Below are 15,707 nucleotides of genomic sequence, written 5' to 3'. Positions count from 1 at the left end.
TCATCTTAATCTGCTCGGCGCACGCATTATTTGCGCCGCTGTAGCGGCTTGCTCGTAGCAAGCTTGCTACGCCCAGCGCGATTTTTATTGACCGGCTTTCCTTTGCCTTTAGCAGCCGGCTTTCCAGATGGTTTGCCCCTACCGCTGGGCTTACCGGAAGCAGCCGTTTTGGCTTTAGGGTCTTGGTGCTTTTTATTGGCTGCTTTAGCGTCAGGTGGTGCTCGTTTAGCTGCTGGTTTCTTTGCTTTTTTCGCACTGGAGCGTGCACTGTAGTTAGGCCTTTCGGTCGCATCGAATTTTTTGGGTTTGTTTTTTTCGGGCGCAGCCCCAGAGCGTTCGGTTAACGCAATGATAGTGTCAATCTCTTTGGGAGTTAAATCCCGCCAGTCGCCCAGAGCCAATCCTTGCAGAGAGACATTCATAATTCGCGTGCGAACCAGCTGGGTGACCTCGTAGCCAAAGTACTCGCACATACGGCGGATCTGGCGGTTCAGCCCTTGCACCAGCGTAATAGTGAACACAAACGTCGACTCTTTGGTCACTTTACACTTTTTAGTCACTTGCCCCAGGATAGGCACACCCTTTTGCATGCCTGCCACAAATTCATCGGTAATCGGCTTATTGACGGTTACCACATACTCTTTTTCGTGATTGTTATTGGCGCGCAGGATTTTATTAACCAAGTCGCCGTTATTGGTCAAAAAGATAAGCCCTTGTGAATCTTTATCCAGCCGCCCGATCGGGAAAATTCGTGTACCGTGCTTAACGAATTCAACAATATTGTATTTTTCGCTGGACTCAGTGGTGCTGACAATTCCCACCGGCTTATTTAGCGCAATAAGCACTAAATCCTCTTCTTCCTGAGGCTCTATGTCCTGACCGTTGACCTTAACCCGATCACCCGGCACCACTTGGTCGCCTGTCGTTGCCCGACGCCCATTAATCCAAACGTTGCCTTGCTCAACATAGCGGTCAGCCTCTCGGCGGGAACATAAACCACTTTCGCTGATGTATTTATTGATACGGGTAGATTTTCGTAACGACATAAAGCGTCAACCAACGGTAGTCGATTAAAAAAGCGCTGCCGCCAAATGGCCGCAGCGCTGATTGAGCAAAACAGTGGGCTTAACCCGTATTGCGTAAACCTGCCGCAATACCGGCCATGGTCACCATAAGCGCACGAGAGAGATCTGCACTAATAGCACCATCGGCGTCCCGATTACGCTGTAGAAGCTCCGCTTGCAAGCCATGAAGCGGGTCGATGTAAGGGTTGCGCACATCAATTGCTTGGCGAATAAGCGGGGTGTTTTCAAGCAGCTTCTCTTGCTGGAGAATATCCAACACCACGTTTTCAAGCCGCTCAAAACGCTCACGTAACTTCTTACCCAGCGCTTTCAGCGAAGGCTCATCGACCAAACGATGCTCATAGTAAGCGGCAATCGCGACATCCGCTTTGGCCAATAGCATCTCTAACATATCAAGATAGGTGCCAAAAAAGGGCCACTGACTGCGCATTTCTTGCAACACTTCCCGACCACCTGGCTGCTCTATACGCCGCGAGAATGCTTCTCCGCTGCCCAACCAAGCGGGTAGCATCAGGCGAATCTGTGTCCAGGCAAAAATCCATGGAATCGCTCGCAAGGTTTCCACGCCGCCATCTTGACGGCGTTTAGTCGGCCGAGAACCAAGCGGCAGTCTGCCCAGTGCGCCTTCCGGCGTAACCGCTCGGAAGTAGGGAACAAAGTCAGGATCTTCACGCACCACGCCCACGTAGGCGGCATGGGCCACTTTCGCCAGCTGCTCCATCTCTTCACGCCAGTGAGGCTCAGGTGCAGGCGGTGGCAATAATGTCGCCTCCATGACCGCACAGGCGTAAATTTCCATAGAGCGCAGCGCGATATCTGGCTGACCAAACTTAAAGCGGATCATTTCGCCTTGCTCTGTTACCCGTAGGCTGCCATTCACTGAGCCCGGCGGCTGGGAAAGGATCGCCGCATGCGCGGGGCCGCCACCACGACCAACGGTGCCACCACGACCATGAAAGAGCGTCAAATCCACGCCATGTTTTTCACATACGTTCACTAACGATTCTTGGGCACGGTACTGTGCCCAGGCAGCAGCAAGCTGTCCGGCGTCTTTAGCAGAGTCTGAATAGCCAATCATGACCTCTTGGCGGTCTTTCGCCAGGGCCCGGTAACCGGGAAGCGCCAGCAATTGGTCAACCACATCGCCCGCATGATCAAGGTCGTTGAGGGTTTCAAACAGTGGTGCAATAGGCAATGTGACTTGGCCGCCCACCTCCTTCATCAATAACGCAACGGTTAATACGTCAGAAGGCTCGGCAGCCATCGAGATAATATAGGTACCCAACGCTTCAGCATGCTCTTGGGCAATCACTTTGAAGGTATCGAGCACTTCACGGGATTCTGCCGAACACTCCCAACGGCGTGGGATCAGCGGCCGCCGTGATTCAAGCTCAGCGAGCAGAAACTCTTGGCGCTGTGCTTCGTTCCAGTCCTGGTAATGGCCCAAGCCCAATGCACTGGTGAGTTCTTCCATTACCTGGGCATGGCGACTGGCCTCTTGGCGCAAGTCAAGTTTGGTCAGCGTGACACCGAACACTGCTACCCGACGCAAGGTATCCAGCAGCGCACCGTTTGCGATGGTGTCCAGCCCGACATCACACAGCGAGCGGTAGCATGCCAGCAGTGGCGCGTAGAGCTGGTCTCGGGTTTCAATAATTGGTCCACCGTCATAGTTACGGCCGTCCAACTCTGCTTTAGCCCAGTCGCGTGTGGCTTCCATTTTATTTAGCAGACGCTTAAGCAGCTCGCGGTAAGGCTCGGCAACTTCTCCCACCTCTGCCTTCAAGGCGCTGTTGGCTTTCCACATTGAAAGCTCGGTTTTCAGCTGTTCAAGATCACGTAAATAGAGATCAGCGGCCATCCATCGGCCCAACAACAGCACCTCTCGCGTTACCCGCGCGGTGACATTTGGATTGCCATCTCGGTCACCGCCCATCCAGGAGGCGTAGCGAATGGGCGCGGCATCCAACGGCAAACGTTCGCCGGCAGTATCGAGTAATAAATTATCCAAATCGCGATGGAAGTCTGGCACTGCCTGCCATAAGGAGTTTTCGATAACCGCAAAGCCCCATTTGGCCTCATCCACGGGGGTTGGCCGTTCATGACGAATCTCATCGGTATGCCACGCCTGACTGATCAACTCTTCCAAGCGGCCCTGGGCACGAGTGCCACGCTCTGGGTAGTCTTCAGAGCTTTCAATGGCGGTTAGGCATTCGTCGATAGCGTCGTATTTTTGAATCAACGTGCGGCGAATAACTTCTGTAGGGTGGGCAGTCAGCACTAGCTCAACGCGCATACTGGCCAGGGTTTCTACTAATTTACGGGGTGAATTACCCGCCTGCTGTGCACGGCTTAGCAGCTCACCAAGTACGGGCTGGGAGCCAGGCTTGTAGTCTTCCACCCGGCGAAAGCGCGCCCGGTAGTGCTGCTCAGCAATATTGGCAAGGTTCAAAAACTGGTTAAACGCACGCGTCACTGGCAGCAGATCGCGTTCAGGCAACTGACGTAGATACTCTATAAGCTCACGCTGCTGCAGTGAATCGCCCTGGCGTCCCCGCTTGGCATGGGCACGAATCGTTTCAATTTTATCAACAAATGACTGGCCTAAATCATCGGCAATCGTACGGCCCAGGCTATCACCGAGAATACGCACGTTATCACGTAGCGATTCGTGTAGGTCGTGACTCATTGGCATGGCCTCCTTACGGGGTCGCATTAGTTGTTAAAAGTCAGTTGTTAAGGGGTAAGCGTTTTTCTTGTGCTTTAGCGGCTTGCCAATGGGTTTCCATTTCATCAAGCGAGGCGTCGGCTAGCGGACGCGCAGCGGCGGCAAGCTCGCGCTCTACGTAGCGAAAGCGGCGCTCAAATTTTGTATTTGTGGTACGCAAGCATTGCTCAGGATCAGCGCCCAAGGTGCGAGCTAAATTGGTCACTGCAAACAACAGGTCGCCAACTTCTTCTTGAGCGTGCTGTTGGTTGCCCTCGGCTAGGGCTTCTTCAACTTCAGCCAGCTCTTCACGTATTTTGTCCAACACACCGCTGGCATCCGGCCAGTCGAACCCGACCCTAGCGGCGCGCTTTGAAAGCTTAGCAGCACGACTAAGCGCAGGCAGCGTCCGTGGAACATCGTCAAGTACAGAGGGTGCGCTCTGCGGTGCACGCTCGGCACGCTCATCGGCTTTAAGCGCTTCCCAGCGTGAATTGACCTGCTGGGTTTGTACGTACTCGGCACTCACTCCAGGTGGGCGCCGTGACGCTAGCGTGCCATCAGGAAATACATGCGGATGACGTCGCAACATCTTTGCGGTCAATGTATCGACGATGTCGTGAAAGTCGAAGCGCTGCTCTTCGGCACCAAACTGGGCGTAGTAAACCACTTGAAACAGCAGGTCACCCAGTTCGCCGGGCAATTCATCAAAAGCGCGCCGCTCGATAGCGTCAGCAACTTCGTAAGCCTCTTCAAGCGTATGGGGCACGATGCTGTCCCAATCTTGCTTAATATCCCAAGGACACCCCTGGTCCGCATTACGAAGTACCGACATCAATGTCAGCAGATCCTCTACGCTATAACGCATCAGGCGCCTCCTTTACGGACATTTTTCTCTGGGTCTGCATTGCGCAAACGACGCACTTCGGTGACATTGGGCAACTGCTGGATACGGGAAAACAAACGGCCTAACGCTTCTAGACCATCGACTTCCAGAGTGATGCGTAAACGAGCGATCCCCTCGTCGGTATCGGTCAGTGTGTTCACTGCTAATACATTAACCTTCTCGTTGCCTAGTAGCCCGGTCACGTCACGCAGCAGGCCAGAGCGATCCCAGGCTTGAATTTCAATAGTGACGGGGTAACGGGTCTGGGCGCGCTCGCCCCACTCAACTTCGATAATGCGTTGGGGCTCTTCCATACGCAATTGAAGGATGTTGCTGCAATCCTGGCGATGTACAGTGACGCCGCGACCTTGGGTAATAAAGCCAACAATCGGTTCGCCTGGCACTGGCCGACAGCAATTCGCCATGCTGGTTTTTAAGTTACCAACACCTAGCACAGTGATATCACTTTGGGTCGCTTTACTTGTCTGGCGGCGCGGCTTCGCCAGCAACCGATCTAATTGCTCTTGATCGTCCGTTTCACCAAACAACTGCTGGGCTTGATGAAGTACTTGGCCGATGCGCAGGTCGCCTGCCCCAAGCGCCGCATACATATCGTCGGCGTTTTGGTAGTTAACTGCACCGGCAAGCTTAGTAAGGTCAAGCCCTTCAACATCTAAACGGCGCATTTCACGCTCGAACAGCGACCGCCCTTCCTCTAAATTTTGGTCTCGCGCTTGGTACTTAAACCATGCCTGAATTTTGGCCCGCGCGCGCGAGGTGCGCACATAGCCCAAACTGGGGTTTAACCAGTCGCGGCTGGGGCCGCCTTTGGTGGCCGTTAAAATCTCGACTTGCTGGCCAGTTTTTAGCTTATATGTCAGCGGTACTATCCGGCCATTGATCTTTGCGCCACGGCAGCGGTGACCAATTTCAGTGTGCACGCGGTAAGCGAAATCAATAGGCGTGGCAATACGCGGCAGGTCTATGACATGACCATCAGGGGTGAAGACATAGATGCGGTCTGGCGCTACATCGCTAGAGAGCCCTTCTCGCAGATCGCCAAAACCACCCACTTCATCTTGCCACTCAAGCACTTGGCGTAACCAGGCAATTTTCTCTTCATAACTGCGGCTTTTAGCATTGGTATCGTGGCCTTTATATCGCCAGTGCGCGCATACGCCTAACTCTGCTTCGTCGTGCATAGCAAAGGTGCGAATCTGGATTTCCAGCACCTTATTTTCTGGTCCCATCACTGCAGTATGCAGCGACTGATAACCATTTTTCTTCGGGTTGGCGATATAGTCATCAAATTCATTGGGAACATGGTGCCAACGGGAGTGAACGATCCCTAACACCGTGTAGCAATCGGCCACATCAGGAACCAGAATGCGCACCGCACGCACGTCGTGCACCTGGGAAAAATCAATCCGTTTACGCTTCATTTTGCGCCAGATTGAGTAAATATGCTTGGCTCGCCCATCTACATCGTAATGATGAATATTTTGGGCTTCCATCAAGCTCTTGATGGTTTCTACCACGTCATGAATATAGCGATCACGGTCTAAGCGCTTTTCAGCCAGCAGCTTAGCAATCGCTTTGTACTCTTCTTCATGCAAATAGCGGAACGACAGGTCTTCAAGTTCCCACTTGATTTGGCCTATCCCTAGTCGATGAGCAAGCGGCGCATAAATATCGGCAACTTCACGTGCTACCTGCAGACACTTTTCACGGGGGGCGTCTTTCACTTGGCGCAAAGCACAGGTGCGTTCTGCAATTTTAATCAGCGCAACACGCACATCCCCCACCATATTAACCAGCATTTTGCGTAGATTTTCCTGCTGGTTATGCTGTCCCATACTATGGTTAGGCGCTAGCGGGTAGCTAATAGCTGCCATTTGCAAAACGCCGTCAATCAGCTTCGCAACTTCTTCACCAAAACGTTTGGTAACGGCATCTAGACTTAGCAGCCCCTCGCGAACAGCACGGTACAATACGGCAGCTTCAAGGGTTGTTTGATCAAGTTTAAGCTCGGCCAGTATGTCGGCCATTTCCAGTCCCATGCGAAAACTTGATCCTGGTGAGAGCCACACGCGATGGGTCTGCGGTGCCTCTCGCTCTAACTGTTCGGCAAGTTCACACGCCTGCAATAATCGCTCAGGCTCGCGTAAGCGCACATCCTCTTGAAGGCGCGCTAACCACTGCTGTATGTCCACTTTTCCGCTTTCAGTAAGCGGCTGGTCTTCACGCACTTTCACCATGACAATGATTCATCCTTTCAGGGTGACGGCTATCCATGTTCCGTCACCGAGGCTTGATGCAATAGGCAGGCTAGCCCTCGTATTCGAATAGCATCAGCGTTTCCAGATGCGCAGTGTGTAGAAACATATCTGCCACTGCGACTTGCTTGACGCGATAACCTGCATGCACAAGATGTGCCGCATCACGAGCAAGCGTTGCCGGGTCACAAGAAATATAGGCCACCCGCGGTATGTTGTAACGGCCAATTACTTGGCAAACTGCTTCTGCACCACTGCGGGGAGGGTCAAGCACAATCGCATCAACGTGTTGATGCTCGCTTAACAGCATTTGCACTGTGCTAGCGTCACTTAAGTCTGCTTGCCGCGCATGTACTTCCAGTTGATTAGCGTCAGCATTGGCAGTTATCCGTTCCACCATCGCTGGGTTGCCTTCTATGGCCGCCACTTGTGCGCCAGCGGCTGCTAAAGGGAGGCTAAAATTTCCAACCCCAGCAAAAAGATCCACTAGCTGTTGTCCTGGCGCTGGTTTCAACCATGCTAACACCTGAGCGACCATTTTTTGGTTAACCTCTGCATTAACCTGTAAAAAATCACCAGGGAAAAAACGTAACGTTAATTGTTTTGATGCCTCTTCATTTGAAGAAGGAGGATCGTTTATTAACGATTTCACGCGTTGAATACCGAGCTCTTCAAGGTTAAGCACATCTTGCAGAGCGGGCCCTGTGTTATTACGCGCACCATTCCAGTGCAAAACAGGCGTTTCCCGCCCTAACCAGGTGCCTAGCGAGATCTGTTGCTGCTCCGCAAAACGCTGCCAGCGAGCCATATCCTGGTCATGGGCTTTTAACTGACGCACCAGTACTACCGTCGCTTCATTGGTTGCCAGCAATTCAACATGGCCAACGAGACGAGGAGCCTCTAGTGTTGCCAATAGCTGCCGTAGAGGAAGCATTAATTCATTCAGTGCGGGTACCAGCACGTAGCATTGTTCAATATCAACCAATCGGTGGCTATTGGGTGCTCGAAACCCAAGGAGAACATTCCCCTGACCATCAACTCTAACCCCAAGACGGGCACGACGTCGGTAGTGCTCGCTACTACCATCTAACGCGGCAATGGAACCTAGCGTAAGGCCCTGGCGTGCCATTAACTCAGTCACCACATCGCGCTTATGCTGGCGTTGTGCAGCAAGATTTAAATGCTGTAAGTCACAGCCTCCACAGTGGCCAAAGTAAACACAAGGAGGCTCGACCCGCTGCTCTGACGTCGTAAGGCGCGCCTTAATATGCGCTTCGTCATACCGCTTGCGGGTCACGTGTACCGCCACATCAACGTGCTCACCGGGTAACGCTTGATCAATAAAGACTGTTTTACCGGCAGTAGTATGCGCTACACCACGGCCATCATGGGCTAGACGCTCCACCACTAGCGTGGTCGAGTCGCCCTCTTTTTGCTCAGCTTTACTGCTTGGCTTGCGTACTAGCCCCGAGTGTCCTGACGCGGGCCGAGATGGCCGCCGCTTACCCAACATGGCCATTTATAACTCCGGGGCAAATAAGCCTGTAGAAAGGTAGCGATCACCTCGGTCACAAACAATAAAGACAATGACCGCATTTTCGGTTTGTTCCGCGATCCTCAGCGCTCCAGCTAAGCCACCACCTGAGGAGACACCTGCAAAAATACCTTCTTCACGAGCCAAGCGGCGCATGTGGGCTTCTGCTTCTTGCTGGCCAATATCAAGAGTAATATCAACCCTCGGTGCTTCAAAAATCGATGGTAGGTACTCTTTCGGCCAACGACGAATCCCAGGTATGCTTGCGCCGTCCGCAGGCTGTAGACCAACAATTTGGATCGCTGGGTTTTGCTCTTTCAGATACCGGGAAACACCCATAATCGTGCCGGTTGTGCCCATTGAGCTAACAAAATGCGTCACTTCACCGCCTGTTTGCTGCCATACTTCGGGGCCTGTTGTACGATAGTGCGCTAGCGGGTTATCTGGGTTGGCAAATTGGTTTAGCGGCTTACCCTCGCCTCTTGCAATCATTGCTTCGGCAATATCTCGCGCCTCTTCCATTCCACCCTCTTTGCTAGCTGAAATCAGGGTAGCACCGTAAGCGGCCATCGCCTGTTTACGCTCTTCCGAAGCGTTTTCAGGCATGATTAACGTCATTTTATAGCCTTTAATAGCCGCAGCCATGGCTAACGCTATACCCGTATTACCTGAAGTTGCCTCCACCAGCGTATCGCCCGGAACGATATCACCCCGTGCTTCTGCTTCACTTAACATAGACAGTGCCGGACGGTCTTTAACTGAACCCGCGGGATTATTACCCTCTAGCTTGGCAAGCAAGGTATTGTTGCGACCGGCAGTTATGCGCTTTAAGCGAACCAGCGGTGTATTGCCAACCACATCTTCGAGCGTGGGATAATTCATCGTACATTCCTTATCAGCACTATTATGCTGCATTATATCGGTGCTGCCGTAAGCTTGACAGGCAACCTCATTGAATCAACGAGCTTCTTTCATGTCTCTAAACACGCGTTTGCTATTTGCGTTACTCGGATTTCCGCTACTTGTTTATGCCATTATGGCGTTGTTATTAGTGGTGCAAAACGAGACAACCAGCCGCGATATGCTTAAAGAACGGTTAGTTAGCGCTGGCGAATTATTGGCACCAAGCCTTGGAAACGCGATGGCAGATGGCGATTTATCTCGTTTGGAAGTTATTGCTAGGCAGCTCCTAGAACACAAAGAGTTACGCGCAGTGACACTTTTTGATGAGCAGGGTAGCCGTTTATTAGTGCTTGGTCGTTCGATGCCTTTTCCTCCCCGCCTAAATGCTCCCAATACCACTACGCTGACTATCGATGACGCCATTTGGCGATTACAGGTCCCCTTGCGCACCTTCCCCGACCAGCAATTTGAACTCGCTAATACCGGCTGGCTTGAAGCTGAATTAGATATTCGCACCCTTACGCTAGAAAGATACAAGCTTATTGCCAGCCTTAGCTTAGGTGGCATGCTACTTGGCCTACTACTTTTTTTAGCTGCATTCGCCATTAGCCGATACGCCACACGTCCCATTGAAGAAGCAAATCAAGCACTTTATCGCCTATCGAGGGGAGATTATCGGCTTTTTATTGCTGCTGCACGGCCCGCAGAGTTTCGGCAACTCGCAGAACATATCAATAGCTTAGCAAAGCATTTCCAACAGGCTCAGCATGATTTGCAGAGCCAAATCGAGCAAGCAACATCTGAATTACAGGAGTCCATGGAGACAATCGAGGAGCAAAATATCAAACTCGACCTTGCTCACCGAAGTGCTCTTCGCGCGAACGCAGTAAAGTCCGAATTTCTGGCCAATATGAGTCATGAAATTCGCACCCCTTTAAACGGCATTATCGGATTTTGTCGCTTATTAGGTCGCTCCCCTCTCGACGCTCGACAAAAAGAGTGGTTGGAGCATGTGCATCGTGCCTGCAATAACCTACTAATGCTTGTTAATGATGTGCTGGACTTCTCTAAACTTGAAGCAGATAGGCTCACACTGGAAGAGGTCGACATCGATATTATATCGCTAGTGGACGAAGTGATCGGCCTTCATGCGCCAGAAGCACAACGCAAGCGGCTACATTTAGTAGCGATGGTATATGAGGATGTACCACCCATATTATGCGGGGACCCGCTACGCATTCACCAAGTCCTTAGCAATTTAATCAGCAATGCCTTGAAGTTTACCTCTAAGGGAGACGTCATCATTCGCGTCATGCTGGATAGCCAAGAAGGCCAGCATCTGGTGTTACGTATTAGCGTAAGCGATACAGGGATTGGTTTGAGTGAAGAGCAACAAAAGCAGCTATTTAGTGCCTTCACTCAGGCAGAACCTAGCCATTCTAGACATTTCGGTGGTAGCGGCCTGGGACTCACTATTTGTAGGCAACTTATTCAACGCATGGGTGGGGAAATTTCGGTTAACAGTGCGCTGAAAGAAGGCACGACTTTTTCATTCACTTTGCCATTACTGGCAAGTTTAGCAAGTGAACGGCCGCCAGAACTTTCCCTCGATGGCGCGATTATTCGCATGCATGAACCCCATCTACCTACTCGCAATGTAGTAGAACACCTATTGAAACGCTGGGAAGCAACTGTCATTCCGTTTAATAAACCAGGTAATGAAAAGTTGCTTATTTTAGGCCTTGAGCAAGATGATTTTATTAGTGAAAAAAAAGCCTATTGGCAAAAAATAATTTCTCAAGCGCCCTGCCCTACTCTGATACTTGCAAATACTACTAGCTTCGAACTACCTCTCTGGGAGCTTCCCAATGGGGGTGATATGTTATGTAAACCATTTACTCGAGCACAGCTTGCTGCCACGTTTAAACAGCTAATAGAACCCATTAAAACTGCGTCTTCTTCCGTCAATACTCAATCGGAAAAAGCACTTCCTTCTCCAACATTCACGATTTTAATTGTTGACGATAACGCGCCTAACCGTGAACTATTAAAAGCCATGCTCGAAAATGAGCACATCAACATTGTGTTAGCCGCTAGCGGTCAGGAAGCACTGGACTATGCACGCCAGTATGAAGCCGACATGGTACTGATGGATATTCGCATGCCTGATATGGACGGTGTTCAAACCACTCAGGCATTACGGCGCATTAATAATAGCTGGGCACGCTGCCCCATTATTGCAGTGACTGCCCATGTACTCAGCGCTGAACGCCAACAGTGGCTCTCAGAGGGTTTAGACGATGTACTCGTAAAACCTATCAATGAAGCTCAATTACAGCAGCAATTACTGCGCTTTTTAGGGATTGCACTGCCTACTGACGCGCTTGATGAAACACCTAATGCAGTCTCCACTACTCCTTATTCACCGCTTTCATTACCTGCGATTGACCTTGAACTAGGCGCCAGACTAGCCGGTGGAAAAACTGAGTTTGCGAAAGAGCAGTTGAAGCGGCTAATCGATAGCTTAGATGAATACGAGCAAGCAATACGCGGCGCATTTGCAAAAAACAACCTTACAGCACTGCTTGACCATGTGCATTCGCTCAATGGCATCTGTCGTTACTGTGGCGCACCTGAACTAGCCTTAACGGTTGAGACACTGGAAACACGTTTGCGTACCGGGGGATTGGATCAAGCTGAGAATTTACTTGATGAGTTATATACCGCCATCAAGCGCCTACAGGAGCAGCGGAGCACGTTATATGAGCGCTAAACGAACGTTAGCGCTCAAGCACTACAAATGCCACCGCGTACTCGGCTTCATCACTGAGCGTTATATGGGCAGCAGAGGCACCGCTGGCTTGAAAAAGACGAAGCGCCTCGCCGTTTAATTGTAGGCTTGGTTTACCCAGAGGATCATTGAGAATCTGAATATCACTCCATTGCATACCACTTCTTAAACCAAGCCCAAGCGCTTTAACATACGCTTCTTTTGCTGCAAATCGCTTTGCCAAATAGCTAATAGGCTGACCTTTCATCTGCCAAACAGCCTGCTCTTCAGGTCCTAAGATTCGCTGGGCAAAGCGTGGACCATGACGCTTTACTGCCTTAGTAAAGCGTTCGACACGGGCGATATCCGACCCAATTCCAACAATCATCTTAGTGGCTGCAACAGCCATTGTGTTCGTGCTCGTGCTCGTGAGCATCTAAGGCCGCCATTAACCCGGCTTCCTGACCAGCAATGATCAAACGCTTCATCTCTTGAACAGCTTCCTTCAACCCAACAAAAAGCGAACGAGCAATAATGGCGTGACCAATATTGAGCTCATTAACACCTGGCAGCGCTGCAATCGCTTCAACATTGTGGTAGTGCAAGCCATGACCGGCATTAACCACTAATCCTGCAGAAACAGCATGAATGGCTGCCGTACTCAAGCGTTCATATTCAGCAGTTGCTGCCTCGCTACCAGGCTTTGCTTCTGCATAAGCTCCTGTATGCAGTTCAATCGTTGGTGCCCCAGCACGAATGGCCGCATCAATTTGCGCTTCTTCAGGATCGATAAATAGCGATACATCACAGCCGATTGCACTTAAACGTCGGCAAGCATCAGCAATAAGATCAAAACCACCGACAACGTCTAAGCCTCCTTCCGTAGTTAGCTCTTCACGCTTTTCTGGCACTAAACACACGTGCGCCGGGCGTACTTCCTCAGCCAACGCTAGCATCTCTTCAGTAACGGCCATCTCTAAATTCATGCGCGTGTTGAGCACTTCTGCTAGCAGCCGAACGTCTCTGGGCTGAATATGACGGCGATCTTCACGCAGGTGAACAGTAATACCATCAGCGCCCGCTTCTTCTGCTAACAGTGCCGCTTGAACGGGATCGGGATAGCGAGTACCACGCGCTTGGCGTAGCGTCGCAATATGATCGATATTAACGCCTAATAAAATCCGAGGAGGATGCATCGCGTGTCTCCAATAAGTGATATTGAGATGCCCGCTTAACGCTGTCGGCGGCGGGCCAAGTCGAGCATTAATTCTCGAGAGCGTAAAACAGTCGTTCCTAAATGGGGTGCAAGCGCTGCCCGCATTACCGCTTTCAATGCACTTGCTAAACCAGCGGGCTGCCAATCACCTTGATCTATATAACTTAATGAGCGGCCTTCTATGCCCTGCTCTGAAGGCACAAAAGCACGGCTTGCTGCATCAAACCGATAACGCATCTGAGGATCAAGTGCACCGCCATCGCAGGTGCAGAAGCGTGGCGTTGCTTCTAGCGTTTCGAGCAGCGCCCACTCGAAACGTCGCAGTGCCAAGGCCCGGCTCGCTGGCGTGGGCAGCGCTTCTAGCAGCGCGCCATAAAATGCAAAAACCTCTGGCGCAGCTAGCTCCAAAGGCAGTAAACGTGTCGCTATTTCATTGGCATATAAGCCGCAGAGCAACCCTTCTCCAGCAAGCAAAGCAGTATGTCCACGCGATTCCATCAGCATTAATCGCTTGAGCTCACGCTCCCCCCGCCACGACACAAACAAAGGAGTGAACGGTTGCAGCCGCTGGCGGGATTTAGAGCCTGGCCGTTGCCCACCGTGGGCAACGGCGCGTACACGACCATGATTAAGGGTTAATAAATCCACCAGCGCACTGGTTTCACGGTATGGCCTGCGGTGCAGTAAAAACGCTGGCTCTGCCGACATCGAAGCACTCAATCGAGATCGTAACCCAAACTTTTCAAAGCCCGCTCGTCATCTGACCAGCCGCGTTTCACTTTCACCCATAAATTTAGCATGACTTTGGTACCCAAGGCGCGCTCCATGTCTAGGCGTGCTTCACGACCAATGCTTTTAATACGATCCCCATTCTCACCAATTAAGATAACCTTTTGGCCCTGGCGTTCAACAAGAATCAAGGCACTGATATGGGTTACACGCTCAGTTTCGCGAAACTCTTCGATTTCTACGGTCATTTGATACGGCAGCTCATCACCCAGCTGGCGCATGACTTTTTCTCGCACTAGCTCGGCCGCCATAAAGCGCAAACTCTTGTCAGTCACTTGATCTTCTGGAAAAAAGTGAACGCTCTCTGGCAAGTATTTGGCAACTTCCTGTTCTAACGTTTCTACCTGAGTGCCATGCTTTGCAGAAATGGGCACTACTGCAGCAAATTCACGACGCGCGCCTACTTCCGCTAGCCAAGGTAACAAATCACCTTTTTCGTTTAAGCGATCTACTTTATTGACTGCTAAAATTACCGGCGCTTTAACATGCTCAAGCCGTTTTAAAACGGCTTGGTCTTCATCCGTCCAGCGGGTACGGTCGATGATGAACACCACACAGTCAACATCACGCAATGCCTGGGTTGCTGCTTGGTTCATAAAGCGATTAATTGCTTTATTACGATCTTTTGACATGATATGCATGCCAGGCGTATCAACGTAGATGAACTGCGTTTCTTCGACCGTTTTAATACCCATCACCTGATGCCGCGTGGTTTGGGGCCGACGCGAAGTGATGGATATCTTTTGCCCCAGAATCCGATTCATGAGGGTTGATTTGCCTACGTTGGGCCGTCCAACGATGGCCACGAAGCCGCAGGTTTGACTCATGACTTGTCTCCAGGTGTTTTTTCAAGATGGGATAGCGCTTCTTCAGCCGCTTGCTGCTCAGCATGGCGGCGGCTGGGACCTTTACCCGTAGTATGCTCGGTTAGCAAATCAATGTAGCACTCCACGGTAAAGGTCTGGGCATGTGCTTCCCCCTTTACAGAGACTACTTCATAGCGTGGCAATGCCGCCTGGCGCGATTGCAAAAATTCTTGTAGGCGTGTTTTGGGATCTTTCTGAGTATCTTGTAGCGAAATATTCTCAAGTCGTTCGGCGTACCATGCCAACACGCGTTGACGAACAACATCCATCCCCGCGTCTAAATAGATAGCACCAATCACAGCCTCTACTGCGTCCGCTAGAATAGATTCACGGCGATGACCACCGCTCTTCATTTCTCCCGAGCCCAGCCGCAAGCATTCACCAAATTCCATTTCCCGCGCTAGCTCAGCCAGCGTTTGGCCTTTTACCAAACGCGCCCTCAGTCGCGACAACTGACCTTCTCTAGCTTGCGGAAAGCGTTGGAAAAGCGCCTCAGCAATTACAAAATTGACGATAGAGTCACCCAGAAATTCCAGGCGCTCATTGTTACGACCACCGTAGCTACGGTGGGTCATAGCCAGCTCCATCAGCATAGGATCACCGAAGGTGTGGCCGATTCGTCGGCAAAAAGCGGTTAGGGAATTACTCACAGTGCTCCTACGTCGTTGACGTTAA

At 51.2% G+C, this 15,707-nt stretch carries 12 protein-coding genes; 1 reads left to right on the top strand and 11 read right to left on the bottom strand.

The features are described from left to right. Positions 1–26: 26 nt before the first annotated feature. From rluF to cysM, 6 genes are all read right to left on the bottom strand, one after another. The gene (gene rluF, locus CR46_RS0110180; RefSeq protein WP_030072515.1) at positions 27–1,046 is read right to left on the bottom strand and encodes a 23S rRNA pseudouridine(2604) synthase RluF; all 1,020 of its coding nucleotides are present in this window, start codon (positions 1,044–1,046) and stop codon (positions 27–29) included. Positions 1,047–1,125: 79 nt separating this feature from the next. Continuing rightward, on the bottom strand, positions 1,126–3,774 hold the full coding sequence (ppc, locus tag CR46_RS0110175) for a phosphoenolpyruvate carboxylase (RefSeq protein ID WP_030072512.1): 2,649 nt from the start codon (positions 3,772–3,774) through the stop codon (positions 1,126–1,128). Between the two features lie 40 nt (positions 3,775–3,814). After that, the gene (gene mazG, locus CR46_RS0110170) at positions 3,815–4,660 is read right to left on the bottom strand and encodes a nucleoside triphosphate pyrophosphohydrolase (protein ID WP_030072510.1); all 846 of its coding nucleotides are present in this window, start codon (positions 4,658–4,660) and stop codon (positions 3,815–3,817) included. Beyond that, on the bottom strand, positions 4,660–6,936 hold the full coding sequence (gene relA, locus CR46_RS0110165) for a GTP diphosphokinase (RefSeq protein ID WP_030072508.1): 2,277 nt from the start codon (positions 6,934–6,936) through the stop codon (positions 4,660–4,662). Before relA ends, mazG begins: the two co-directional genes overlap by 1 nt. A 70-nt stretch (positions 6,937–7,006) precedes the next feature. Then, positions 7,007–8,473, bottom strand: a complete 1,467-nt coding sequence (rlmD, locus tag CR46_RS0110160) for a 23S rRNA (uracil(1939)-C(5))-methyltransferase RlmD (RefSeq protein ID WP_030072506.1) — start codon at positions 8,471–8,473, stop codon at positions 7,007–7,009. Further along, the gene (cysM, locus tag CR46_RS0110155; protein ID WP_030072505.1) at positions 8,474–9,370 is read right to left on the bottom strand and encodes a cysteine synthase CysM; all 897 of its coding nucleotides are present in this window, start codon (positions 9,368–9,370) and stop codon (positions 8,474–8,476) included. Between the two features lie 91 nt (positions 9,371–9,461). On the opposite strand from cysM, the gene CR46_RS0110150 reads away from it, so the two are divergent. Further along, positions 9,462–12,164 (top strand): ATP-binding protein, encoded by a 2,703-nt coding sequence (locus tag CR46_RS0110150; protein WP_030072504.1) that lies wholly within the window; start codon positions 9,462–9,464, stop codon positions 12,162–12,164. Positions 12,165–12,171: 7 nt separating this feature from the next. Here the strand turns inward: CR46_RS0110150 and acpS are convergent, their stop codons facing one another. The 5 genes from acpS to rnc are packed head-to-tail and all read right to left on the bottom strand — an operon-like array spanning position 12,172 to position 15,682. Continuing rightward, positions 12,172–12,549: a holo-ACP synthase gene (gene acpS / locus CR46_RS0110145; protein WP_030072502.1), complete on the bottom strand. Its 378-nt coding sequence runs from the start codon at positions 12,547–12,549 to the stop codon at positions 12,172–12,174. Position 12,550: 1 nt separating this feature from the next. Next, a complete protein-coding gene (gene pdxJ / locus CR46_RS0110140) occupies positions 12,551–13,357 on the bottom strand; it encodes a pyridoxine 5'-phosphate synthase (protein WP_030072500.1) in 807 nt (268 codons plus the stop codon). 35 nt (positions 13,358–13,392) lie between these two features. Continuing rightward, positions 13,393–14,085 carry a DNA repair protein RecO gene (gene recO, locus CR46_RS0110135; protein ID WP_030072498.1) on the bottom strand — a complete coding sequence of 231 codons (693 nt, stop codon included), beginning with the start codon at positions 14,083–14,085 and terminating at the stop codon, positions 13,393–13,395. Between the two features lie 8 nt (positions 14,086–14,093). After that, positions 14,094–14,993: a GTPase Era gene (gene era, locus CR46_RS0110130; protein ID WP_030072495.1), complete on the bottom strand. Its 900-nt coding sequence runs from the start codon at positions 14,991–14,993 to the stop codon at positions 14,094–14,096. Next, positions 14,990–15,682, bottom strand: coding sequence for a ribonuclease III (gene rnc / locus CR46_RS0110125; protein WP_030072493.1), 693 nt, complete (start codon positions 15,680–15,682; stop codon positions 14,990–14,992). The genes era and rnc overlap by 4 nt, the downstream gene beginning before the upstream one ends. Positions 15,683–15,707: the final 25 nt, after the last annotated feature.

It is taken from the genome of Vreelandella neptunia (genome assembly GCF_000712975.1).
GTDB lineage: Bacteria > Pseudomonadota > Gammaproteobacteria > Pseudomonadales > Halomonadaceae > Vreelandella > Vreelandella qaidamensis.
This window is presented reverse-complemented; position numbering and strand designations above follow the sequence as displayed.

What these genes read in the sequence shown, in the direction of transcription:
- era (WP_030072495.1), bottom strand. Translation starts at nt 14,993, where the DNA reads ATGAGTCAAACCTGCGGCTTCGTGGCCATCGTTGGACGGCCCAACGTA.
- mazG (WP_030072510.1), bottom strand. Translation starts at nt 4,660, where the DNA reads ATGCGTTATAGCGTAGAGGATCTGCTGACATTGATGTCGGTACTTCGT.
- recO (WP_030072498.1), bottom strand. Translation starts at nt 14,085, where the DNA reads ATGTCGGCAGAGCCAGCGTTTTTACTGCACCGCAGGCCATACCGTGAA.
- CR46_RS0110150 (WP_030072504.1), top strand. Translation starts at nt 9,462, where the DNA reads ATGTCTCTAAACACGCGTTTGCTATTTGCGTTACTCGGATTTCCGCTA.
- ppc (WP_030072512.1), bottom strand. Translation starts at nt 3,774, where the DNA reads ATGAGTCACGACCTACACGAATCGCTACGTGATAACGTGCGTATTCTC.
- rlmD (WP_030072506.1), bottom strand. Translation starts at nt 8,473, where the DNA reads ATGGCCATGTTGGGTAAGCGGCGGCCATCTCGGCCCGCGTCAGGACAC.
- pdxJ (WP_030072500.1), bottom strand. Translation starts at nt 13,357, where the DNA reads ATGCATCCTCCTCGGATTTTATTAGGCGTTAATATCGATCATATTGCG.
- rluF (WP_030072515.1), bottom strand. Translation starts at nt 1,046, where the DNA reads ATGTCGTTACGAAAATCTACCCGTATCAATAAATACATCAGCGAAAGT.
- cysM (WP_030072505.1), bottom strand. Translation starts at nt 9,370, where the DNA reads ATGAATTATCCCACGCTCGAAGATGTGGTTGGCAATACACCGCTGGTT.
- acpS (WP_030072502.1), bottom strand. Translation starts at nt 12,549, where the DNA reads ATGATTGTTGGAATTGGGTCGGATATCGCCCGTGTCGAACGCTTTACT.
- relA (WP_030072508.1), bottom strand. Translation starts at nt 6,936, where the DNA reads ATGGTGAAAGTGCGTGAAGACCAGCCGCTTACTGAAAGCGGAAAAGTG.